This is a genomic window from Paraburkholderia sp. RCC_158 (genome assembly GCF_041355255.1).
In the GTDB taxonomy this organism is placed as follows: Bacteria; Pseudomonadota; Gammaproteobacteria; order Burkholderiales; family Burkholderiaceae; genus Paraburkholderia; species Paraburkholderia graminis.
In genome coordinates this window covers 353114-374620 of sequence record NZ_JBFUPM010000006.1, presented here as the reverse complement: position 1 = coordinate 374620, position 21507 = coordinate 353114, and the positions used below count along the sequence as shown (strand labels likewise).

Annotated in this window: 20 protein-coding genes; 7 read left to right on the top strand and 13 right to left on the bottom strand. The window is 63.1% G+C overall.

From position 1 onward, the window contains the following. Positions 1 to 206: 206 nt before the first annotated feature. Positions 207 to 521, bottom strand: a complete 315-nt coding sequence (locus AB6809_RS15450; protein WP_006049409.1) for a YXWGXW repeat-containing protein — start codon at positions 519 to 521, stop codon at positions 207 to 209. Positions 522 to 895: 374 nt separating this feature from the next. Between AB6809_RS15450 and AB6809_RS15445 the strand changes: the two genes are divergently transcribed. Continuing rightward, the gene (locus AB6809_RS15445; RefSeq protein ID WP_371026859.1) at positions 896 to 3367 is read left to right on the top strand and encodes a filamentous hemagglutinin N-terminal domain-containing protein; all 2472 of its coding nucleotides are present in this window, start codon (positions 896 to 898) and stop codon (positions 3365 to 3367) included. Between the two features lie 20 nt (positions 3368 to 3387). Here AB6809_RS15445 and AB6809_RS15440 read toward each other — a convergent pair whose 3' ends face one another. The 4 genes from AB6809_RS15440 to AB6809_RS15425 form a co-directional block, all read right to left on the bottom strand. Beyond that, on the bottom strand, positions 3388 to 4656 hold the full coding sequence (locus AB6809_RS15440) for an alpha-hydroxy acid oxidase (protein ID WP_258196148.1): 1269 nt from the start codon (positions 4654 to 4656) through the stop codon (positions 3388 to 3390). A gap of 78 nt (positions 4657 to 4734) precedes the next feature. Further along, positions 4735 to 6282 (bottom strand): UxaA family hydrolase, encoded by a 1548-nt coding sequence (locus AB6809_RS15435; RefSeq protein WP_029966194.1) that lies wholly within the window; start codon positions 6280 to 6282, stop codon positions 4735 to 4737. A gap of 33 nt (positions 6283 to 6315) precedes the next feature. Then, positions 6316 to 7599 (bottom strand): MFS transporter, encoded by a 1284-nt coding sequence (locus AB6809_RS15430; protein WP_006049403.1) that lies wholly within the window; start codon positions 7597 to 7599, stop codon positions 6316 to 6318. Between the two features lie 26 nt (positions 7600 to 7625). Continuing rightward, complete coding sequence (locus tag AB6809_RS15425; RefSeq protein WP_029966197.1) at positions 7626 to 8765, bottom strand: D-mannonate oxidoreductase; 1140 nt, start codon at positions 8763 to 8765, stop codon at positions 7626 to 7628. A 311-nt stretch (positions 8766 to 9076) separates the two neighbouring features. On the opposite strand from AB6809_RS15425, the gene AB6809_RS15420 reads away from it, so the two are divergent. From AB6809_RS15420 to AB6809_RS15410, 3 genes are all read left to right on the top strand, one after another. After that, entirely contained in the window at positions 9077 to 9787 is a 711-nt protein-coding gene (locus AB6809_RS15420; protein WP_006049401.1) for a FadR/GntR family transcriptional regulator, read from the top strand. 95 nt (positions 9788 to 9882) lie between these two features. After that, positions 9883 to 10122 carry a hypothetical protein gene (locus tag AB6809_RS15415; RefSeq protein WP_035569452.1) on the top strand — a complete coding sequence of 80 codons (240 nt, stop codon included), beginning with the start codon at positions 9883 to 9885 and terminating at the stop codon, positions 10120 to 10122. Positions 10123 to 10180: 58 nt separating this feature from the next. Further along, a complete protein-coding gene (locus tag AB6809_RS15410) occupies positions 10181 to 10750 on the top strand; it encodes a YdeI family protein (RefSeq protein WP_371026858.1) in 570 nt (189 codons plus the stop codon). 50 nt (positions 10751 to 10800) lie between these two features. Here AB6809_RS15410 and AB6809_RS15405 read toward each other — a convergent pair whose 3' ends face one another. From AB6809_RS15405 to AB6809_RS15385, 5 genes are all read right to left on the bottom strand, one after another. Next, a complete protein-coding gene (locus tag AB6809_RS15405; RefSeq protein ID WP_029966202.1) occupies positions 10801 to 12192 on the bottom strand; it encodes a four-carbon acid sugar kinase family protein in 1392 nt (463 codons plus the stop codon). Then, positions 12189 to 13487 (bottom strand): ribulose-bisphosphate carboxylase large subunit family protein, encoded by a 1299-nt coding sequence (locus tag AB6809_RS15400; RefSeq protein WP_371026857.1) that lies wholly within the window; start codon positions 13485 to 13487, stop codon positions 12189 to 12191. Before AB6809_RS15400 ends, AB6809_RS15405 begins: the two co-directional genes overlap by 4 nt. Further along, complete coding sequence (locus tag AB6809_RS15395; RefSeq protein WP_029966205.1) at positions 13484 to 14023, bottom strand: VOC family protein; 540 nt, start codon at positions 14021 to 14023, stop codon at positions 13484 to 13486. The genes AB6809_RS15400 and AB6809_RS15395 overlap by 4 nt, the downstream gene beginning before the upstream one ends. Before the next feature lie 92 nt (positions 14024 to 14115). Then, positions 14116 to 16002 carry a TRAP transporter large permease subunit gene (locus AB6809_RS15390; protein WP_029966206.1) on the bottom strand — a complete coding sequence of 629 codons (1887 nt, stop codon included), beginning with the start codon at positions 16000 to 16002 and terminating at the stop codon, positions 14116 to 14118. Between the two features lie 62 nt (positions 16003 to 16064). Then, positions 16065 to 17090 (bottom strand): TRAP transporter substrate-binding protein, encoded by a 1026-nt coding sequence (locus tag AB6809_RS15385; protein ID WP_029966207.1) that lies wholly within the window; start codon positions 17088 to 17090, stop codon positions 16065 to 16067. 198 nt (positions 17091 to 17288) lie between these two features. Between AB6809_RS15385 and AB6809_RS15380 the strand changes: the two genes are divergently transcribed. The 3 genes from AB6809_RS15380 to AB6809_RS15370 all read left to right on the top strand — a co-directional run bounded on the left by AB6809_RS15380 (position 17289) and on the right by AB6809_RS15370 (position 19975). Next, positions 17289 to 18344 carry a LacI family DNA-binding transcriptional regulator gene (locus tag AB6809_RS15380; protein ID WP_029966208.1) on the top strand — a complete coding sequence of 352 codons (1056 nt, stop codon included), beginning with the start codon at positions 17289 to 17291 and terminating at the stop codon, positions 18342 to 18344. Positions 18345 to 18504: 160 nt separating this feature from the next. Next, positions 18505 to 18822 carry a helix-turn-helix transcriptional regulator gene (locus tag AB6809_RS15375; protein ID WP_006049391.1) on the top strand — a complete coding sequence of 106 codons (318 nt, stop codon included), beginning with the start codon at positions 18505 to 18507 and terminating at the stop codon, positions 18820 to 18822. 91 nt (positions 18823 to 18913) lie between these two features. Then, on the top strand, positions 18914 to 19975 hold the full coding sequence (locus AB6809_RS15370; RefSeq protein WP_029966209.1) for an alkene reductase: 1062 nt from the start codon (positions 18914 to 18916) through the stop codon (positions 19973 to 19975). Positions 19976 to 20123: 148 nt separating this feature from the next. Here AB6809_RS15370 and AB6809_RS15365 read toward each other — a convergent pair whose 3' ends face one another. The 3 genes from AB6809_RS15365 to AB6809_RS15355 all read right to left on the bottom strand — a co-directional run bounded on the left by AB6809_RS15365 (position 20124) and on the right by AB6809_RS15355 (position 21491). Continuing rightward, positions 20124 to 20651 carry a GNAT family N-acetyltransferase gene (locus tag AB6809_RS15365; RefSeq protein WP_029966210.1) on the bottom strand — a complete coding sequence of 176 codons (528 nt, stop codon included), beginning with the start codon at positions 20649 to 20651 and terminating at the stop codon, positions 20124 to 20126. A gap of 54 nt (positions 20652 to 20705) precedes the next feature. Further along, on the bottom strand, positions 20706 to 21167 hold the full coding sequence (locus AB6809_RS15360; RefSeq protein WP_029966211.1) for a VOC family protein: 462 nt from the start codon (positions 21165 to 21167) through the stop codon (positions 20706 to 20708). Positions 21168 to 21233: 66 nt separating this feature from the next. After that, positions 21234 to 21491, bottom strand: coding sequence for a hypothetical protein (locus tag AB6809_RS15355; RefSeq protein WP_371026856.1), 258 nt, complete (start codon positions 21489 to 21491; stop codon positions 21234 to 21236). Positions 21492 to 21507: the final 16 nt, after the last annotated feature.

The following is a 21507-nucleotide window of genomic DNA, read 5'->3' as shown; positions in this document are numbered from 1 at the left end:
GTCGGCTTCAACTCTCATGTTCGTTGCGCGTGCAACGGTGGATCGATACGCACGGCAGCCGGGACCGCCACTCTCAATACACGACGACTGCCGGACGATAGTAGACCGGCCGCGCCGGGTACACCACACAGCCGGCCAGCGACGCGGCCAGCAGCATTATCACAAGCGTTTTCATGGCGATTGCCTCACTGGTTACGCGAAGCCGTTCAGGCCCAATGACCTTCGACCCAGCGCCAGTTCGGCCCGCGCTGCACCCAGTGTCCCGGCACCCAGTGATAGCCGACGCGCACCGCCTGCCAGTGACCGGGCACCCACACGTAGCGGCCGTGATGCCAACGCCAGCGGCCCTGATCCCACACGTAGCCCGCGCGAGGCGCCGGCACGACCTCGACGCGCGGCGGCGGCGGCGCGACCGGCGCGATGATCACGGCCTGCGCGAACGCGGGCGCGGAGCCGACGAAGGCGCCACCGGCCAAAGCGGCGGCAAGCATGAAAGTCCCAAGGCTTTTTCTCGATGTCATGCTGGTTTCTCCCGTTCGATATCGAAACATGCCGAAGCATGTCGAAGCACAATGCGGCTTCGTTTCTTCTTGAACGCACCAGCAGCGAAAAATCCGTCGCTGCGCTCGCACAAAAAAACGCGTCAGCGAAATGACAGATGACGTCATGAAAACGTAGGGATTTAGCGCGCGGCAAACGCCTGCGCTTCCTTCCACACATGCCCAATGATCTGCAAAAAGCGACACCATCACGGCACAAAGTGCTGTGATTATTACAGCGTGTCATCAAAGCGCACTGCTAAGCTGATTCAGCAGACTTCATCCGACGACGCGGATCGTGCAACGGCATCCGCGTTCCGCCGCGCGCGTATCGGACTGACACCGAGGAGGCACACATGTCATTTCGGTTAATACCCCGACCGGTTCAAGGCACTCTTCGGACAGGCATCGCCGCGCGGCATCGTTCAATTGCGCTCGCACTGTCGCTCGCCGGATTGATTCCGGCTTCCGTGGCGATAGCGGCGGGCGTGTTGCCGCAAGGCGGTCAGTATGTCGGCGGCCAGGGTTCGATCAACACCAGCGGCAACAACCTGATCGTCACGCAACCGGGCTCCACGCGCGGCGTGATCGACTGGAACAGCTTCTCGATCGGCAAGGGCAATGCCGTGATGTTTCAGAACGGCTCGGGCGCGACGCTCAATCGCGTGACGGGCGGTTCGCTCTCCGCGATCCTCGGCCAGCTGAGTGCAACGGGCGACGTTTATCTGATCAACCCGCAAGGTATCGTCGTCGGGCCGTCGGGTGTGATCAGCACCGGCGGACGTTTCCTGGCCTCCACACTCGACGTCTGCAATTGCGCGTTCATGAACGGCGGCGCGCTGACATTCGCAGGCGATTCGAATGCGAGCGTCGTGAATCTCGGCAAGATCAGCTCGACGGGCGGCGACGTATTTCTGATCGCGCGCAACGCAGTAGTCAACGCGGGCACCGTCGAAGCGCCCAACGGAACCGCCGAACTCGGCGTCGGTGCCAACGTGTTGTTGCAGGATTCGTCGAGTGGCAAGCAGCTTTTCGTGCAAACCGGCAGCAAGGGTACGGTTGCGAACGCCGGGGCCTTGCGCGCCGCGCAGATTAATTTGCAAGCCGCGGACGGCAACATCTATGCGCTCGCGGGCGGCGGCACGCGCGTACGCGCAACGGGCACGGCGACGCGCGACGGCCACGTGTGGCTCGTCGCCGATACGGGCAGCGTCGCGCAGCGCGGGACGATTGCCGCGTCCAACGCAAACGGCAGCGGCGGCACCGTCGACACGCAGGCGCTTAATCTCTCATTCGGCCGCGACGCACGTGTGCTCGCATCGCAATGGAATCTAACGTCCCCCGTATTCACGATCGACACCGCCGCCGCGGGTGCGCTTCGCCGCAGTCTCGACGCGGGCACCTCCGTCAACGTGACCACGACAGGCGCAAACGGCGTATCCGGCGATCTGAGCGTCGCCTCGGGTCTGAACTGGAACGGCGCAGCCGCGCTGTCGCTTGCGGCTTATCACGATGTCTCGATTGCATCGGGCGTCACGCTGAAAAACTCGGGCTCCGGCAATCTCACGTTGCGCGCGGACGCGTCGGGCATCGACAACGGCGGCAGCATCGCGAACCACGGCACGCTCGACTGGTCCGCGAGCACCGGCATCGTCAGCGCGCTTTACGACATGACGGGCACCTACAGCCCCGGCACGGTGCTCACGAACAGCGCGTGGACCGCTGCGCCGTTTAGCGGACTGCTGACGCAGGCGACGGCCTACAAGCTCGTCAATTCGCTGAACGACTTGCAGCAGGTATCGGCGGATCTCGCCGGCAACTATGCGCTAGGCAAGGACATTGACGCGAGCGCCACGTCGGGCTTTCCGCCGGCGTTCGCCTTCACTTCCATCGGCGACGGCGCCACGCCGTTCTCCGGTCAGTTCGACGGCATGGGTCACGCCATCAGCGGCCTGACCTTGTCGCGCACGGTGCTCGTTACGCCGGGTTCGATCACCGGCGGTCCTGACCAGCGCGCAGCAGGACTCTTCGGCCTGATCGGCACGACGGGTGTCGTGCGCAATGTCAATGTGAACGGAAACATTAGCGATCCGAACGATTATGGATCGTACGGAATACTGGCTGGATTCAACTACGGACTCGTCACCTACGTTCGCACGAGCGGATCGGCATCCGACTTTGGAGGCTACAGCTACGCGTCGAGTACGGGTGGCCTCGTCGGCTATAACTACGGCACGATCACGCGCTCAGGCAGCAGCGCCGCTGTACTGGCCGAAGGTACACCGGGCGGTCTCGTGGGCATCAACGCGGGGACGATCAGGCAATCGTATGCGACCGGCGCGGTGACGGCGGAGGCGCATACCGGCGGTGGAGGCGGACTCGCAGGGAGCAACTCGGGCCTCATCTCGCAGTCGTATGCGACGGGTCAGGTATCGTTTCAGCCGAACTATTGCGGCGGCGGCAACGGCACGGCCTGCACAGACGGCAGCGCCGCCCTGGTTCAACGAAACGACGGCACGATCGAGCAGTCGTTCGCGACCGGCCAGGTGATCCAGAGCATTCAGCCCGCGCTGGGTCCGCCCGCGCTCGGCGTCGCGAGCACCAACAACGGCACGATTGCGGGCGACGTCTACTGGGATACGCAGACCACTCACGCGACGCGCGACGTGTATAGCGGCACTGGCACATCGGCGGCGAAGGGATTGACCACTGCGGAAATGAGCGCGCCGTCGAGCTTCGGTCCCACTTACGACTTCAGCTCAACGGGCGTGTGGGCGATGCCGGCAGGCGCCACGCATCCGGTATTGCGCTGGCAGCTTGCGCAGTGAACAGAGCGCGGCCTTGCATCTCACGCTTGCAGGTAAGGCTCGCCAGTTACCGCAGCGTCATGGTCGATAAGGGGAACGCGTCGTTCCTGCAGCGGCCGCGATAGCGCCCCGTCGTGCCCAATCCGGCGCAGATAGCTTCGGTCGAGTTCCGCGATATCGCGGCAACCGAGCAGTCCGAGCGCACGGTCGATCTCCGTTTTGAGAATGTCGATGGCACGTTCGACGCCCGGCTGACCGCCCGCGCTCAAGCCATAAGTCGTCGCGCGTCCGAGCAGCACCGCGTCGGCACCCAACGCGACCGCTTTCAGAATGTCGGTGCCGCGACGGAATCCGCCGTCGAGCATCACGCAGAGCCTGCCGCCTGCCTGCTCGACGACCTCGGGCAATACATCCATCGCCGAGACCGCTCCGTCGAGTTGCCGGCCGCCGTGATTCGACAGCACGATACCGTCGACACCCGCCTTCACCGCTTCGAGTGCATCGGCCGCGCCGAGCACGCCCTTCACGATCAGCCGATGCGGCCACAAATCGCGCAACCATCGAATGTCGTCCCACGACAGCGACGGGTCCAGTTGCTGACCGAGCGTGATCGTCGCGCCCTTCACGCTGTTTTGCCCAGGCGGCAACAAGTCGCCGAGATTCGCGAAGCGCGGCATGCCGCTCGGCCACAACACGTTCGCCATCCAGCGCGGATGCCGCAGCACATCGAACTTGTTGCGCCAGTCGAGCTTGAGCGGCTCGACGTAATTGCGCAGGTCCCATTCGCGTTTGCCGAACACCGCGCTGTCGGTCGTCACGACGAGCGCTTCGATGCCCGCGGCCTCTGAACGCTGCGCGAGCTTCGCAAGCGATTCGCGCGTGCGGTACATGTAGACCTGCATCCATATGCGGCCGCCCGCACGCCGCACGACGTCTTCGAGCGCGACGGTCGACACGTTGCTCAGCACGAACGGAATGCCGGCCGCCGCGGCAGCGCTCGCCATCTTGACGTCGCCTTCGCGGAACATCAGTCCGCTATAGCCGGTCGGGCCGATCATGAACGGCGCGGCGCTGCGCTCGCCGAACAGCGTCACGCTCTGATTGCGCTTTTCGACGTTCACGAGCGTGCGCGGCAGAAAAGCGAGTTCGCGGAACACATCGCGATTGCGGCGCAGTGTCGCCTCGTCTTCGGAACCGCCCTCCACATACTCGAAACAGAAATTCGGCAAGCGCCGGCGCGCCATCGCGCGCAGATCGTCGATGCCATGCGCACGCTTCACGTCGCGGCCTGCATAAAGGCGGCGTTCCAATTCAGTGTCTCCTATCAGCGATTCATGCGGCTATCGCGTTTCAATCGGGTTTCAGTTTGCGTAACGTGCGGGTTCGTGTCACGTCACCACGCCGACTTGCCACGGCACGAATTCACTTTGCCCGTAGCCATGCAATTCGCTTTTCGTGCGCGTGCCGGACGCGCAATCGAGCATCATCTGGAAGATCGCTTCACCCAGTTCGTCGATGCTCGCGCTGCCGTCGATCACGCCGCCGCAGTTGAGGTCGATGTCGTCCGCCTGACGCTCCCACAGCGTGTTGTTCGTCGCGAACTTCAGCGACGGCGACGGCGCGCAGCCATACGCGGAGCCGCGCCCCGTCGTGAAGCAGATCACGTTCGCACCGGACGCGACCTGGCCCGTCGCGGAGACCGGATCGTAGCCCGGCGAATCCATGAACACGAGACCTTTTGCGGAGACCGGCTGCGCGTATTCGTAGACGTCGACGAGATTCGTCGTGCCGCCCTTCGCGACCGCGCCGAGCGATTTTTCGAGGATCGTCGTGAGGCCGCCCGCCTTGTTGCCGGCCGACGGATTGTTGTCGAGCGCGCCGCCGTTACGCGCGCAGTAGTCCTGCCACCATGCGATTCGCGCGAGCAGTTTCTCGCCCACAGCGGGGCTTACCGCGCGGCGCGTGAGCAGATGCTCGGCGCCATAAATCTCCGGCGTCTCGGAGAGAATCGCGGTGCCGCCATGCCGCACGACGCGATCGACCGCGGCGCCAAGCGCGGGATTCGCGGAGATGCCCGAGTAACCGTCCGAGCCGCCGCACTGCAAGCCGATGCTGAGATGCGAAGCCGGCACGGGCACACGCTGGATGCGGTTCGCGTCGGCGAGCATTTCCTGCACCATCGCGATGCCGCGCTCGATCGTCTTGCGCGTGCCGCCGCTGTCCTGGATCGTAAAGCTGCGCAGCTTGAGGTCGCTGCTGCCGAGACCGCCGGCCTCGAGCACGCCGTCGATCTGGTTCGTTTCGCAGCCGAGCCCGACGAACACCACCGACGCGAAGTTCGGATGCACCGCATAGCCCGCGAGCGTGCGGCGCAGAATGCGGATGCCTTCGCCCTGCGTGTCGATGCCGCAGCCGAGGCCGTGCGTCAGCGCGATCACGCCGTCGACGTTCGGATAATCGGCGAGTGCATCGGGATGCACGTCGCGGCGGAAATGATCGGCGATCGCGCGCGCGACCGTCGCCGAGCAATTCACACTCGTCAGGATGCCGATGTAATTCCGCGTCGCAATGCGCCCGTCGCCGCGACGGATGCCCATGAAGTGCGCGGGTTCCTTCACATAAGCGGTCGGTTGTGCATCGACGCCGAACACATGCTCGCGCGCGAACTCGGACATGCCGAGGTTCTGCACATGAACGTGCTGGCCGCGTGCAATGGCTTCGCGCGCGACGCCGATGATCTGGTTATAGCGCTTGACCGGCTCGCCTTTCGCGATGTCGCGCGTCGCGATCTTGTGGCCGGGCGGTATCAAACCGGTGACCACCAGTTGCTCCGCGTCGATGCGCGTGCCCGGCAGTAGCTGGCGGGTCGCGATGATGACGTCGTCGCCCGGATGCAGACGGATGATCGCGGACGCAACGCTGGCTTGAGTCGACATGAGAAGCCTCGAAAGCAGAATGAATCGGATGGGTCAGACAGTGGAGCTCACGCGCTCGCGCTCGTCGTCGCGAGCCGGCTCGATCGACAACGGCTCGATGCGGCCCACGATGACGAGATAGCTGAACGCACCGAGAAAACAGAAACCGCCTGCCACCACGAGCGGAATCGTGAACGAGCCCTTCGTGAGCGCGACCATCGCGCCGGTGAACGTGGTGATGACGATGCCCGCCAGGTTCGACGCGAAGTTCTGAATGCCGCCGATCGACGCGACATGGCCCGGCGTCGGCGCAACGTCGCCTGGCAGCGACCAGATGCTCGCCGCGGCGAACGCGAGGCTGCCGTACGCGATGCCGAAGAACGCGAGCATCAGATACACGTTCTCCGTGAACGCCGACAGCGTGATCACCGACGACAACAGCATGCCGCCGACCATGCACGTCTTGCGCGCCGCGGTCAGGCTCCAGCCGCGCCGGAACAGCGCGTCGGACACATAGCCGCCGAGCCAGCCGCCGGGAATCGCGATCAACGCCGGAATCATGCCGAGCGTGCCGAGCGATTTCAGCGAAAAGCCGCGCGTCTGCACGAGATAGCTCGGAAACCACGTGATGAAGAAATAGATCACGAAGTTCAGGCAGAAGAAGCCGAGCATCATGCCCCACAGCGTGCGGTGGCGAAACAGCGACGCCCACGTAACCTTTTGCTGGCCGCTCGTTTGCGCCGCGCGCGTCGCGTCGTGCGCGCCGTCCAGATCGTCTTGCGACGGGTTGCGATAAATCACGAACCAGCCGGCGATCCACACCGCGCCGAGCAGGCCGGTTAGCACGAAGGCCGCTTTCCAGCCGAGCGCGCTGATGATGAGCGCGACGACAGGAATCGACAGCGCGGAGCCGACGCGCGAACCGCTGTCGAAGATGCTCGTCGCGATGGCGCGCTCACGCGGATGAAACCATTGGCTGACGAGCTTCGCGCACGACGGATACGCACCCGCCTCGCCCACGCCGAGCAGCAGCCGGCAGCCGAACATGCCCGCGACGCTGGTGGTCACCGCGGTCGCGGCGGTAAACAACGACCACCAGCCGACTGCGAGCGGCAACGCAATGCGCGCGCCGACGCGATCGACGAACCAGCCGAACGGCATCTGCATCAACGCATAGGTCCAGAAAAAGCCGCTCAGAATGAAGCCCATTTCGGCGGGGCCGATGCCCAGCGCCTTTTCGATTTGCGGCGCGGCGACCGCGAGATTCGCACGGTCGATGTAGTTAACGGCGATCGCGAGAAAGCATAGAAAGATCACAACCCAACGCATTTTTTTCATGAAACTGTCTCCTCCTGGGCTGATAGTCAGGTGTTCAGATGATCGGGCGACGTTGCGAGCGCCGCGCGCAGACGCGGCTGCTTCAACTGCAAACGCAGTTCATGCGCCAGATCGATCACCGGTTGAAAGCGGCGTTGCTTCTTCTGCTCGTGATTGCGGGCGATGTCCGCGAGACGATGATCGAGGAACGGATTTTCGAAGCGCTCGCGCACGTCGTCGAGATACGCGCGTGCGTCGTCGCCCTGGCCGAGCGCGTCGAAAACGGGCAGCACCTCGTCACGCCATAGCGATTCGAGGTCCGCACGCAGCGCCGGATCGCGCATCGCATGCAACGTGTTTTCCTGCGGATCGCGCGCGTCGACTTTCCAGCGTTCCGCGAGCCATGTGTGGCCGAGATTGAGCAGCAACAGCTTCAGACGCTCGTAGTGCGGCAGATCGTCGGTGACGATCATCGCTTCGTGCTCGCACGGCAGCACCATGCCGTCCTGGCGCTCGATCGCCCACAGCGCGTACGGCTCGGCATAGGCGCCGACCGGCCGGATCGGCTCCGACACGATGCGGTCCACCAGCGAGTTCACCCACACGCAAGTCTCTTCGATATAGCGGATGAATTCGGGCTCGGCATTCCAGCTACGCGCGATGTCGGCGACGAGCGCACGCAGCGTTTCGCCGTTGCGCGATACGAGTTCGCAAGGCAGCAGCGTGAGCGGCGCGGCGCCTGCGTTGAAGCGCGCGTGCAGCAGCACCACGAGCTTCGCCGCGAAGCCGCGCGGCACGCTGGCGTCGCCGCGCAGCAGCTCGGCGGTATCGTCGGCGAAACACTCGTAGCCGCGGTCGCCGGTGTTCGAGATCACGACGCGCGCATCGCGCGCGAAGCGCTCCACCACCGTCGGCCAATCCGTGTTGGCGTTCAAGGCTTCGCTGATCGCACGGCAACGCGTCGTCGTATCGATCACTGCTTCGCGGCGCACGCCGCGGATACGCACGTCGTACTCGCCCTGCGCGCGCAATGCGTCGATACGCGCGAGGCTTTCCGGATTCGCCGTGGTCTGCACGACGGTCACATGGCCGAGCGCGCGCCCTGCGTCGAGCGCTTCGGACACGAACAGATCCGCATGCGCCTGCAAAAATCGGCTTGTGCCGAATTGAAGAATCGGGTTGGCCATTGTTGGTTACTCCAGGCTCGGCACGCGAGCAGCACGTTGATGCTGCGCACGTCCGGTTTGATTTTTTAGTGAGTGTGGAAATTCTTCGGCAAAGAGCGCGGCGCACCGACGCCCGCTGGTTGCATCGCTTCCGGCCTTACCACTTTGCGAAAAATAACGGTAAACTGGCTCACTGGTCAAGCCAATTTGCCGGCTCCCTGGGAAAACCCCGAGCTTCGTCCCGAGCCGCGATTTGCGCCGCTGGCGCTTCGCTCTACAATCGGCGTTCGCCTTACCGGGCTTGATGAAGCTCCACCGCCAGGAAACGTTTTGTGACCACCAGAGCTGCCGACACTCGCCGTCTCTATCTCCAGATCGCGGAAAAGCTGCGCGACCTGATCGCCCAGCCGGACTTCGCGCCGAATGGCCGCTTGCCGCCCGAACGCGCGCTCGCCGAGACGCTCGGCGTGTCGCGGCCGTCGGTGCGCGAAGCGCTCGTTGCGCTGGAGCTCGAAGGGCTCGTCGAAATCCGCATGGGCTCCGGCGTCTACCTGTGCGCGGCGCCGCCCGCGAAAAAGGGCGCGGCGCTTTCGCAGGCCGAACTCGGCGACAGCCTGCTCGACATCATGGGGGCGCGCTGCGTGATCGAAGGCGCGATCGTCGCGAGCGTCGCGCCGCTGTGCAAGCCGAAGGACCTCAAAGCGCTGCGGGCGATCTACAAGGAGATGGAACACGAAGTGGAGGCCGGCAGAATCCCCGTGACGGCCGACCGCGCCTTCCATCTCGCCATCGCGCAGATGTCCGGCAACGAAGTGCTCGTGCGCACCGTCAGTTCGCTATTCGACGCGCGGCATAGTCCGCTGTCGGAAAAGCTGCGCGGCCACTTCGAAAACGAAACGACGTGGCGCGCGGTGCCCGACGAGCATCGCGCGATTCTCGAAGCGCTTGAAGCGCGCGATGCGATCCAGGCGCAAGCGGCGATGTTGCGGCATTTGAAGCTGTCGTTGGAGCGGGTGATTGCGGGGGGACAGCGCAATAGTTAGCGTGGGAAACGGGGGCGCTGGGTTGAGCGTATCGGTAGTGCTGGCGCATGGCTTGCTCGCGATGAACGCACTAGTGCAACCCATAGGAGCACACGATGACGAACACACCATCGAACGACGACGATGATCGGGGCAACCCTTCGAAATCTACCGGGGCTTCAGGCGGCGGCTCATTCGGCAATCAGCGCGGCGCGCCGGTGACCGGCGGCTCGCCCGACAATGGCGAGCGAGGCGATGGCGATGTTCATCCGTCGCGCAATGATGAGGCGCCGGCCGGGCGCGAAAGCGAGATCCCGACGCAACGCGATACCGGGGACGATACTGAACGCAGGTAATGCGAGCCCTCGGTGAACGAAAGCGCCCTCGGCCTGAATGCAACCATTCGGGCCCACCATGACTGAGCCTCGTCTGACATGCCTTGACCAGAATGAATGGGAAAACTGGTTGACGCAAAACGGCGACACGTCGACCGGAATATGGCTGCGCCTTGCCAAAAAGGGAGCCGGGCAGCCAACCTTGACTTACGAAGAGGCGCTGGAGAGCGCTCTTTGTCATGGCTGGATCGACGGCCAAAAACAGGCTGAAAGTGAAGAATACTGGTTGCAACGCTTCACGCGACGATCGGCAAAAAGTATCTGGTCGAAGCTCAACAAAGAGCGGGCCGAAGCGCTGATCGCCGCAGGCAGAATGCTTCCTTCGGGCATGCGGGAAGTCGAGAAAGCCAAAGAGGATGGCCGCTGGGAAGCTGCGTATACGTCGGCCAGCAACTCAGTCGTACCGGACGACCTGCAGGCCGCACTCGCTGCGAATCCCAAGGCTAGCGCCTTCTTTGCGACGCAGAATGGACGAAACCGCTACGCCATCCTGTTTCGGATACAGAACGCCAAAAAGCCTGCAACACGGGTGCGCAAGATCGAGGAGTTCATCGGCATGCTGAATCGCGGCGAAACCATTCATCCGTAGTCGCGAAGATCGGGACGCGGCGGACACCTGCCAATCGACGATCAACGCAGTTAAACGTTGCTGCGTTCGTCGTCGCCATACCCTTCGAGCATTTGCTGGAACACGTCTGCGTCGCCCATCTGGCCACCCTTGAGCATCAGCTCGACGCCGTCCAGTTCGGCACTGTCGGCATGCACGCGGCACACGGTCACGCCGGCCGGCAGCGGAGCAAGATACGACAGGCCCCATGCGCCTAAGGTCCGCACAGCGATGCTCGAGGTGTCTCCGCCAGCAATGCCGACACGCTGCAATTTCACTGCGCCTAGCACCTGGTGCAGCAATGACGCACACGCGTGCGCAAGTTGTGGCAGCGCGCCGGGCGTTTCGTACGCGTTCGACCGGCGCCGCGCCGTGAAGGCCAACACATTACTTCCATCGCGCAACGCATCGGCGATTGCCGCCACTTGCGCCATTAGATAGCCGTGTGCCGATTCGCCCGTCATGTGCAGCGGGTCCAGTTCAATGTGGCGATAGGAATGCGCGGCGCGGATCTGCACCTCGGTCAACGGCGACAGACTGCCGGCCAGCACGAATACCGGACCGCGTGCACGAGCCAACCGCTCGCGCTGTGGCACTGCTTCACTGGCGGCCGATTGGCCGAGCGCCGACGCATACGCCTGCGCCACGCTGCTCGCGCCTACCGCAAGCAGCGGCGCGGCACTTCTCGCCTGATGCATCAGCAAGCGCCCAATCGCGTGAAGATGCGAATCGTCGAGCACGTCGAACAGCACTGCATCGGGCCGCAAAGCGAGCCGGCGTTGCAGTTCGCTCCGAAGCGCGGTGTCGCCTGCCGCGTAGCAGCGCCAGTCGACGGACTGCACGCTATCCACGCCCTGCCGCCGCAGATGCACGCGCAAATCCGCCTCGGTCATCGGCGTAACGGGATGCCGGCTCATGGTCGGGTGACGATCGATCCGATAGATGGACGACTTGTCATCGTCAGCACCCGCCGCTGCAAACAGCTCACCAAACACGCAATAGCGCCGCAGATTGGGCTGTCCGCCAATCACTGCAACAAGCGGATTCGCGCAATAGTCGCGCAACGTGCGGATCGCCACGCCGATGCTGCCCGTTTGCGGCGCACTATCGAAAGTCGAGCAGACCTTGTAGTGCATCACGCGCACGCCGAGTTCGGCAAACGCCTGACCGACATTTGTGAGTTCGACCCGCTGCTCATCCGGCGACATCGTACGCGCGGCTCCCGCCACGCCAATCGCATCGAGCGGGCCGAGCTTTCGCAGACGCGCTGCGTCCGGTGGCGCTAACAGCAGCATCGTGCGCAAGCCGGCGCGTGCGAGATGCGCGAGCGTATCGGTCGCGCCGGTGAAATCGTCGCCGTAAAACGCGTATTGCGGGCCGCCGCCGGCCTCGCCGCTACGGCTGTGGTCGTCGTGTGAACTCACTTGCGGCCGCCGAAAAACTCGAGCGCGCGCCGCAGTTCCGGCATGCGCTCCGCGTAGACCGGCACGGGCGTGCGCGCCTCTACCGCGGCCCATGCCTGCCGCACACTCATCACACCGGCTGCGGGGCCATCGGGATGCGCGAGAATGCCGCCGCCCGACATGAACAACAGGTCGGTGGATCGCACTGCATCGAACGTCGCTTGCGCAGTGCCTGCCCACTGTCCCGAAGAAAACGCCGGCAATACCGTGTCATCGCAGCCTGCGGCGAGCGGCGTCGCGCAGTCGCGTGCGGACTCGATGACTTCGTCGTCGCTTTGCGCGAATTTGCCCGCGAGGCCGTGTACATGCATATGATCGACGCCGGCCAGACGCCACAGCGTCTGATAAGCCTGAAACGATATGCCGAGCGACGGATCGCGCGACATCATGCCGTAGCCGTTGCGATGCGCGTGCAGCACCAATGGCGTGGCGCGACGCAGCGTCTGAATAGCGGAAAAGCCGCACCAGTTGATGCTCGCCATTACACACGTGCCGCCCTCGCGCTCCACCAGTTCCGCGTGACGACGCATCGCGTCGAGGTCGTCGGTGATATTGAAGGCGACCATGACCGTGCGGCCGCTGCGTTCGCGATAGCGGCGCACTTCCGACATGACGGCGCGCACGCGTTCGGCAAGCGGTGCATGCGCGGGGTTCGCGATTACTTCGTCATCCTTTATAAAATCGACGCCTGCTTCGCACAGATCGCGTACCAGTGCCGCGGTTTCTTCTGCACTCAGACCCACGTTCGGTTTGATGATGGTGCCGATCAGCGGCCCGCCGGTTACTTGCGTCAGCGCACGCGTACCCTGCACGCCATGACGCGGAGTTTCAAAGTGCGCACGATAAGACGCCGGCAAACGCAGCGACAATAAGCGCATGCCGGTGACTTCGCCGAGGTCGTACAAATTGCCCGCGACGGTCGCGGCAAGCGTCGGCAAGTTAGCGCCAATATTGGCAAGCGGAAAAGACAGCGTAACGCGCGCGCGCCGCCAGGGTCCTCGCGCGCCCTGTCGGGCGAGCCATGAGCTATGAAGACTCGGCTGCGCCGCGGGTTCCAGCTCGTCGATGCGCAGCACGCTCGCGCGGCTTCGCGCGCGCAGTGCGTCGGTTTCGTTGGCCACGCGCACGAAAGTGCCGCTCGACTGCTCGCCCGCCATGATCTCGGCGACCCGCGCGGTATCGAGCGGCGTCTCGATCAGATAATCGGCTTCGAGCGAATCGCGATCGCCGCCATGCGGCTGCTGTGCGTCGGTCATAGCGCGTTCAGATCAGGAAAGCGGCGCACCGGCTCGCGGCCGTCCCAATCGCGTGAGGCTGCGTAGATCATGTCGAAGAGCTTGCCCTTTGGACCCGCAATCTCTGAGAGCTCGATCACCGTTCCCGGATGATTCTCCGTGTCGAAGTAAACAAAGCGGCCGTTGCGGCCGACTTCGCCGCTCATCGCAACCTTGAAGCCTTGCTGCTGCAAACGCGCGAGGTCGGCGTCGAACGAAGTGGTCCAGTAAGCGTTGTGCTGAAGCCCTGTATTGCCGGCGATGAGAAAATCGCGGTACATGGAGGGCGCGTCGTTCCTTGTCTGAATCAGTTCGACCTGAAGCGGTCCCGAGTTCGCCAGCGCAACAGAGTTATGGACTTCGTATGATTGCCCGCGATAAGTGTAGTTTTCAATCGGCACACGTTCGTTGTAAAACCACGGTCCCACACCGAGCACGCGGCTCCAGTAATCCATCGCAGCTTCGATATCGCGCACCACGTACCCCGCTTGACGAATCTCGCCAAAGAAACGACTCATGAAAATCTCCCCACGCAGCAAATATTGATAGACGAGCGACTCCCCGGCGCGGCAAAAATGCAGCGCCCGAAGGTCGAACGGATAGACAGCAGTTAGAGAAAGCCGGTTGAAATCCAGGGTATCGCGGCAACGACAATCAGCCCTACGATCAACGCCCCCGTATAGCCGACGATAGGACGGATGCCCGCGTCGGGACTGACCTTGCTGATCGCGCACGCGGAGTAGTAGCCGACGCCGAACGGCGGCGAAAAGAGACCCACACCCATCGAGAGAATCACCACGATCGCGTAGTGAACTTCATGCACGCCCGCAAGCCGCGCGATTGGAAACAGCAACGGTCCGAACAGCACGATCGCCGGAATGCCTTCGAGCACGCTGCCGAGCATCACGAACACGACGATCGACACCGCCAGAAAACCGTATGCTCCGCCCGGCATTGCACCCATCCATTGCGCCAGGTCCTGCGAGAAACCCGATTGCGTGAGGGCCCATGCCATTGCAGTGGCGCAGCCGATAATGAACAGAATCGCGCCCGACAAAGTGGCTGCATCGACAAGCATGCGGGGAAGCCGTCGCCACTCGAAACGGCGATAGATGAGGAGGCCGATCAGCATCGAGTAGGCGATGCCGATGGTCGACACTTCCGTAGCGGTCGCGATGCCCTCGACCACCGCGGCCCGGATCACGAACGGCAACGCCAGCGCGGGCAGCGACACAATAAAGAGCCGGCCTATCTGCCGCTTGCTGAAGCGCTGCGTGCCGCTCAAATCCTCCTTCCGATAGCGCCACCACACGACGACGCACAGAACGAGCGCGAGCACGGCGCCCGGCAACATCCCCGCAGTAAAGAGCGCGGAAATGGAAAGCCCGGTGACGGAGCCAATCGTAATCAGCACGATGCTCGGCGGAATGGTTTCGCTTTGCGCGCCGGTGGTGGCAAGCAGGGCGACGAGGTCGCCCTCGGACGCGCCGCGCTTTTTCATCTCGGGAAACAATACGGGCGCGATGGCGGCCATATCGGCCACTTTGGAACCGGAGATGCCGGACACGAGATACATCGCACCGATCAGCACAAACGACAGCCCGCCGCGCACATGACCGACAAGGCTCGCGAGGAACTGGATCATCGCGCGCGCCATGCCTGTCATCTCGATCAGCAGGCCGAGAAAGACGAACAGCGGCACCGCCAGCAGCACGAGATGCGACATGCCTTCGTCCATGCGCCCCACGACCACTTCCAGCGGAGTGTAGGTCGAAAGGCCAAGATAGCCGAACGTGGCGAGTGCGAACGAAAAGCCGATTGGCACGCCGGAGAAAATGCCGATTGCAACCACGCCCACAAAGAAGATGATCAGATTCGCCTTGCCGAGCGTCTGGAACCACGGTCCTGCCCACATCGCCGCTGCGCCGGAAAGCGCCGCGATCACCAGAGCGATAGCGACGTCGCGCATGCGGCAAGTCTGTGCAAGCCGCATCACGCCGACGACCAGCATCAGCGCGGCGCCAATCGGCAATGCAAACGCACGCCACGCATTGCTGATCTGCAAAGCAGGCGTGACGATGGCCGCTTCCCCGGATGCGTAGTTATAGGCGGGCGCAACGAGCAGCGCCAGCAATGCGACCGACGCGGCAACGGCAAGCGTGTCGACAAATGCGCGACGCTCCGCCGATAACCGGCTGACGAGCGCGGTCATACGCATGTGTTCGCCGCGTCGCAATGCGAGTACGGCGCCTAGCATCGCGAGCCAAAGGAACAGGATGCCGGCCAGTTCATCCGACCACACCAGAGGTTGATGCAACGCGTAGCGCGATACCACGCCCGCGAGCATCACCACGATTTCCACAGCAAGCAGCAGCGCCGCGCACACTTCGACGACCGAAATCAGGCCGCGGTCGAGCGCCTTCAGCCAGCGGCGCGGCGTGCTCACCGTCGGCAACGGCACAGCAGCCTCCGCCGCGTTCAATGCGTGATTCGACATGCTGCCATCTCCTCGCGGCCGTGCGCCGCGCGTCGTCCGATGCTTGCCCGCGCGGTGTTGCATCAGGCCAGTTTGCCGACCGATTGCTCGAGCAGGTCCCACGCCTCATTGCCGAACTTGCCTTTCCATTGCGCGTAGAAACCCGCTTGACGCAGCGCCGCGCGAAACGAATCAGGCGCGGGCCGGTTGATCGCAAGGCCCTTGCTTTGCAGATCGGCGACCGCCGCGTCGTTGAGCTTGCGCACATCGTCGCGCTGCTTCAGCGCGCACTGATTGAACGCGTCGCTCGCAATGCCTTGAAGGTCTTTCGGCAGACGCTGCCATGCGCGCGGATTCAGTACGAACCAGTAGCCGTCCCACATGTGATTCGTCAGTGAGCAGTACTTCTGCACTTCGTAGAGCTTTGCGACCTGCACGATAGGCAGGGGATTTTCCTGCGCATCGACAATATGTGTTTGCAGCGACGAATACACTTCGCTGAATTGCAAACTGGTCGGTGCGGCGCCGAGCCCCTTGAACATGTCGATGCTGAGCGGGCTCACCGGCACACGAATCTTCAGGCCGCGCATGTTCTGCGCGCTCGTGATCGGTCCGTTGCTGGTGGTCGTCTGACGAAAGCCGTTGTCCCACATCTTTTCAAACGACTCCAGTCCGGCCTTCTGCATCGCCGCGCGCACATAAGCGCCGAGCTTGCCGTCCATCGCGGCCCACACCTGGTTGTAGTCGTTGAACGCAAAGCCGACGGCGTTGATCGCAACCGACGGCGCGAGCGTCGATACGACGAGTGCGGAGGGCGTGAACATTTCAATGCCGCCGCTGCGCACCTGCGCGAGCATGTCCGTATCGCCGCCGAGCTGGTTGTTCGGGAATATACGGATCTCCATGCGCCCCTTCGACGCCTCGCGGATCTGATTGGCCGCCTCCTGGGCCCGAACGTTCAATGGATGAGTCAGCGGCAGGTTATTGCCGTACTTGAACACGAACTCCGGGCCGGATGCAGCACGCACGATCGCCGGAAAGCCGAGCGCGCCGGCCATCGGCGCGGCGGCTGCGGCACGCAGCAATGCGCGTCTCGCGAGGTTGGTCATTTGAGTGTCTCCTTGCTTATAATTGATGTGACTGACGAATCCATCAAAAAACATCATCACCTGCTGGCAACGCTCCGACTTCCGATCGACTGCGTTGATCTGTCGTGTGATAGCTGCAAGACTAGGCGTGCGCGGCAATCGCTGTCAAACCGCGAACCTGATGGTTTTTGATGGACTTCCAATCTGCGAAGGACGGTTATGGCCGATCCGGTTAACCTCATCACCGCCGCACGTGCCCGCATTACGGACATCGCGCGCGCTGCGGGCGTCTCCACTGCCACGGTGGACCGTGTGCTCAACCGGCGCGAAGGCGTGCGCGCCGTCACCGCACGGCGTGTGCTGGAGGCGGCCGCGCAACTCGGCTATCTGCTCACACAGGAAGCGCCTGCTGCGGCCGCTTCCAAACCCATGCGCATCGCGTTTCTGCTGCCCGCCGGCACGAATCGCTATCTGCATATGCTGGGCGACTATATCGACTTCGCGCACGATCAATGGAATGCGCTCGACATGAAGTGCCGCGTGCATTACGTCGAAAGTTTCAACCCTAAAGAACTGGCCGACCGTCTGCTGCATTACGGACAACGCGCGGATGGCGTTGTATTCATGGCGCTCGAGCATCCTGTGGTGCGCGATGCAGTCAATGCGCTGGCCGACCAGGGCGTGCCCGCGATCACGCTCATTTCGGATCTGTCGAATGCGCGGCGTCTCGCTTACGTGGGCATCGACAATCGTTCGGCGGGACGCACCGCGGCACTGTTGCTCGGTCGTTTCATGGGTCCTCGGCCGAGCGGAAAGATCGCAATGCTAGCGGGCAGCCTCAACTATCGCGGACATGAAGAACGCGAGATCGGCTTTCTTCATCTGATCGAATCCACCTTTCCGCAAGTGCGCGTCATCGGACTGCGCGAAGGACAGGACGATAGCGAGCGCAACTATATGCAGACGCGCAGGCTGCTCGAGCAGCATCCGGACCTCGCCGGCATTTACAACAGTGGCGGCGGATCGGACGGCGTGGCGCGCGCAATCGTCGAAGCGCGCTCGGAACAGAAGATTCTTTTCGTCGGGCATGGGCTGACGCCGGACACGCGAGCCTTGCTAATCGACGGGACCATGGACGCATTGATCACGCAGACTCCGCAGGCCATGGTAGGAAACTGTTTGCGTATTTTCCGCAACGTGCGCGACAAGCGCGATGCAATGAGCGACGTGAAGCCGGTGCAGTTCAGCATCGTGCTGCGCGAGAATCTGCCCTGATGTGCGGGCGTCATTGATTCCCCCACCCCCAGTAGTGCCTCAACACATATCGTCAAAATCCGATATATACTTCGTCCAGTAGCGATGCAGACGTAAGGCAACGCGACGCATCAACGCGCCGCGCCCCTGCTCATTGAAACCGCATGACGGTAGTTGACGAATGAAACGAACCCCCATCGCGCCGGACATCGACGCGATACACAAGGCGCTCGCCAATCCGGTGCGTCGCGAGATTCTTGGCTGGCTGCGCGAGCCGCATGCGCACTTCGCCGACCAGGAACTCCCGCTCGATCACGGCGTATGCGCAGGCAAGATCGACGCGCGCTGCGGGCTCTCGCAGTCCACCGTGTCGGCCCATCTCGCGGCGTTACAGCGCGCGGGACTGGTCACGTCGAAACGTGTGGGGCAATGGGTGTTCTTCAAACGCAACGAGGCCGTTATTCAGGCGTTTCTCGAGCATATGAACTCAAAGCTCTGAGTCGTCCGGCATCGCCGCTTTCCGTCACTTTCTTGTTGTCACGCAACTCTTTTCGGCAAGGCGTCCGCGCCTCCGCCAAAGGTGAATATTTATGCCGACTCTTTTCGATCCGCTGCAAATTGGCGACCTCACGCTGTCGAACCGCATCATCATGGCGCCGCTCACGCGTCAGCGCGCGGAGGAAATCCGCGTGCCGAACGCGCTGATGGCGAAGTACTACGCCGAGCGCGCAACGGCAGGGCTCATTATCAGCGAAGCCACTTCCGTCACGCCGCAGGGCGTGGGTTATGCCGACACGCCGGGCGTCTGGTCGCAGGAACAGGTAGAAGGCTGGAAGCTCGTCACGCAGGCCGTGCACGCTGCCGGCGGCAAGATCTTCCTGCAACTGTGGCACGTGGGCCGCATTTCCGATCCGCTGTTCCTGAACGGCGAGTTGCCGGTTGCGCCGAGCGCGATTGCCGCGAAAGGCCACGTGAGCCTCGTGCGCCCCGAGCGTCCGTATGTGACGCCGCGTGCACTCGAACTCGATGAAATCGCGGGCATCGTTCAGGCCTTCCGCAAAGGCGCGGAAAACGCGAAAGCCGCGGGCTTCGACGGCGTTGAAGTGCACGGCGCGAACGGCTATCTGCTCGATCAGTTCCTGCAGGACAGCACCAATCAGCGTACCGACGCCTACGGCGGCCCGATCGAAAATCGCGCGCGTCTGCTGCTCGAAGTCACCGACGCCTGCATCGACGTGTGGGGCGCACAGCGCGTGGGCGTGCATCTCGCGCCGCGCCGCGACTCGCACGACATGGGCGATTCGAATGCCGCGGCAACCTTCGGCTATGTGGCCCGCGAACTCGGCAAGCGCAAGATCGCGTTCATCGCCGCGCGCGAAGCGTTGGGCGAAGATCGCCTTGGCCCGCAGTTGAAGAAGGAATTCGGCGGCCCGTACATCGCGAACGAAAAGTTCACGAAGGAAACCGCGCAGCAAGTACTCGACGCAGGCGAAGCCGACGCGGTGGCCTGGGGCCAGTTGTTCATCGCGAATCCCGACCTCGTGCGCCGCTTTGCGACGAACGCGCCGTTGAACAAGCCGGACCCGGCTACGTATTACGCTCGTGGCGAGACGGGTTATGTGGATTATCCGGCGCTGGAGACTGTGGAATAAGCGGTGGAATAAGCAGTAAAGCAAGAAGATTCGCTGCTGCAAACATGTAGTGAAAAGCGGCGGGTGTCATCGGAGCATGTGCAAAACTCCGGCGACGCCCGCCGTTTTTTTCTATGAGTCGCGCAAAGCATGCACGTCAAAAACCGCGTCAACCGAGATCGCGTCGCATGAAAACGCGCTTCGATTCATCAAGCCCTCGCGCAATATGCGCATCGCGCCGCGCAATCAGCGCGTCATCAAGCTCGGCTTCTTCGATATCGCGGAAGCCGAGTCGCCGGTAATACGGCGCATTCCACGGCACGTCGCGATACGTCGACAAAACAAGCTGCATGAGCCCGCGCGAACGCGCCAGTTGCACGATTTCTTCGATCAACGCCGCGCCGATGCGCCGCCCGGCATGCGAGGTCAATACATCCAGTTCCTGAATGTAGATGCGCGCCGGTTGCGGCTCGAACATCAGGAATCCGGCGCGCGTTCCATCGCTATCCACCGCGACGATAATCTCCTGCGCCGCAATCTTGCGCTCGACAACAGAGAGGCTCATCGGCGGCGCATCCGCGATGCCGGTCATGCCGACGCTCGCGAAGCGCGCGCCCGCTTCGAATTCGATCGCGCGAATGGTTTCTGCATCGTCCGCTTTTGCAAAACGGAAACTGACGCCGGCGGGTTGTTGCATGTGAATCGGAACAGAACCGGCGCGGTTAATCTCAGGCTCGTTACGCATATCCCGCTATATCCAGCCTTCGATGTTCAAGCCGCTCACGCGCTCCGCTTCTTCGCGCGAAACGGCGCGCACGGTCTGCCCGAAACTCCAGATATGCCCTTCCGGATCGCGCGCCGCATAAACACGGTCGCCATAAAACTGATCCGCCGGCTCGCGCGTGATGACAGCGCCCTCGGCCCGCGCGCGGGCGCAATGTTCGTCGATGCCTTCGCTTAGTTGCACGTGCACCGATTGGGTATTCTTCCCGCCGACCGATACAGGACTCACGGAGTCTTCCGACCATTCGCGGCTGATCATCACGTAGCTATCGCCGAAACGCATTTCCGAATGAGCGAGTTGCCCGGCGTCGTCGGTAATCACCATTTGCCGCTTGAAGCCGAAAGCCCGCTCGAGCCATTCGAGCGCGGCGAACGGGTCCTGGTAATAGACGGCCGCGCCCAATGACGGCCGATGCGTCGATTCACTCATGACAAGTCCCTTGCAAACCGGAGCCCGAGCGCGGCGCTCCTGCAATTTAACTGACACGACGACGCGTTATTGACTCCCGGAGGCCGCGGACGCCGCGCTGCCCGATTGGCCCGAAGCACCGGCCGCCGCCGTATCGCTCGCGCGTTTCGCGGCGTCGCTCTCACCGCTCGTTCCATTCGCGCCCGCCGAATTGCTCATCACACCGCTGCTGGCGGAACTCGTGGTGTCCCTGTTCGCGTCGTCGACCTTCTTGCAGCCGGACGCGCCCATTGCCAACGCGGCAATCGATACGGCCAGCAACGCGCCTTTCAGATTCGAATGCATGGTAGCACCGTTCGGT

What these genes read in the sequence shown, in the direction of transcription:
- AB6809_RS15385 (WP_029966207.1), bottom strand. Translation starts at nt 17,090, where the DNA reads ATGACCAACCTCGCGAGACGCGCATTGCTGCGTGCCGCAGCCGCCGCG.
- AB6809_RS15445 (WP_371026859.1), top strand. Translation starts at nt 896, where the DNA reads ATGTCATTTCGGTTAATACCCCGACCGGTTCAAGGCACTCTTCGGACA.
- AB6809_RS15375 (WP_006049391.1), top strand. Translation starts at nt 18,505, where the DNA reads ATGAAACGAACCCCCATCGCGCCGGACATCGACGCGATACACAAGGCG.
- AB6809_RS15370 (WP_029966209.1), top strand. Translation starts at nt 18,914, where the DNA reads ATGCCGACTCTTTTCGATCCGCTGCAAATTGGCGACCTCACGCTGTCG.
- AB6809_RS15450 (WP_006049409.1), bottom strand. Translation starts at nt 521, where the DNA reads ATGACATCGAGAAAAAGCCTTGGGACTTTCATGCTTGCCGCCGCTTTG.
- AB6809_RS15430 (WP_006049403.1), bottom strand. Translation starts at nt 7,599, where the DNA reads ATGAAAAAAATGCGTTGGGTTGTGATCTTTCTATGCTTTCTCGCGATC.
- AB6809_RS15395 (WP_029966205.1), bottom strand. Translation starts at nt 14,023, where the DNA reads ATGAGTCGTTTCTTTGGCGAGATTCGTCAAGCGGGGTACGTGGTGCGC.
- AB6809_RS15435 (WP_029966194.1), bottom strand. Translation starts at nt 6,282, where the DNA reads ATGTCGACTCAAGCCAGCGTTGCGTCCGCGATCATCCGTCTGCATCCG.
- AB6809_RS15380 (WP_029966208.1), top strand. Translation starts at nt 17,289, where the DNA reads ATGGCCGATCCGGTTAACCTCATCACCGCCGCACGTGCCCGCATTACG.
- AB6809_RS15360 (WP_029966211.1), bottom strand. Translation starts at nt 21,167, where the DNA reads ATGAGTGAATCGACGCATCGGCCGTCATTGGGCGCGGCCGTCTATTAC.
- AB6809_RS15355 (WP_371026856.1), bottom strand. Translation starts at nt 21,491, where the DNA reads ATGCATTCGAATCTGAAAGGCGCGTTGCTGGCCGTATCGATTGCCGCG.
- AB6809_RS15365 (WP_029966210.1), bottom strand. Translation starts at nt 20,651, where the DNA reads ATGCAACAACCCGCCGGCGTCAGTTTCCGTTTTGCAAAAGCGGACGAT.
- AB6809_RS15390 (WP_029966206.1), bottom strand. Translation starts at nt 16,002, where the DNA reads ATGTCGAATCACGCATTGAACGCGGCGGAGGCTGCTGTGCCGTTGCCG.
- AB6809_RS15415 (WP_035569452.1), top strand. Translation starts at nt 9,883, where the DNA reads ATGACGAACACACCATCGAACGACGACGATGATCGGGGCAACCCTTCG.
- AB6809_RS15425 (WP_029966197.1), bottom strand. Translation starts at nt 8,765, where the DNA reads ATGGCCAACCCGATTCTTCAATTCGGCACAAGCCGATTTTTGCAGGCG.
- AB6809_RS15410 (WP_371026858.1), top strand. Translation starts at nt 10,181, where the DNA reads ATGACTGAGCCTCGTCTGACATGCCTTGACCAGAATGAATGGGAAAAC.
- AB6809_RS15400 (WP_371026857.1), bottom strand. Translation starts at nt 13,487, where the DNA reads ATGACCGACGCACAGCAGCCGCATGGCGGCGATCGCGATTCGCTCGAA.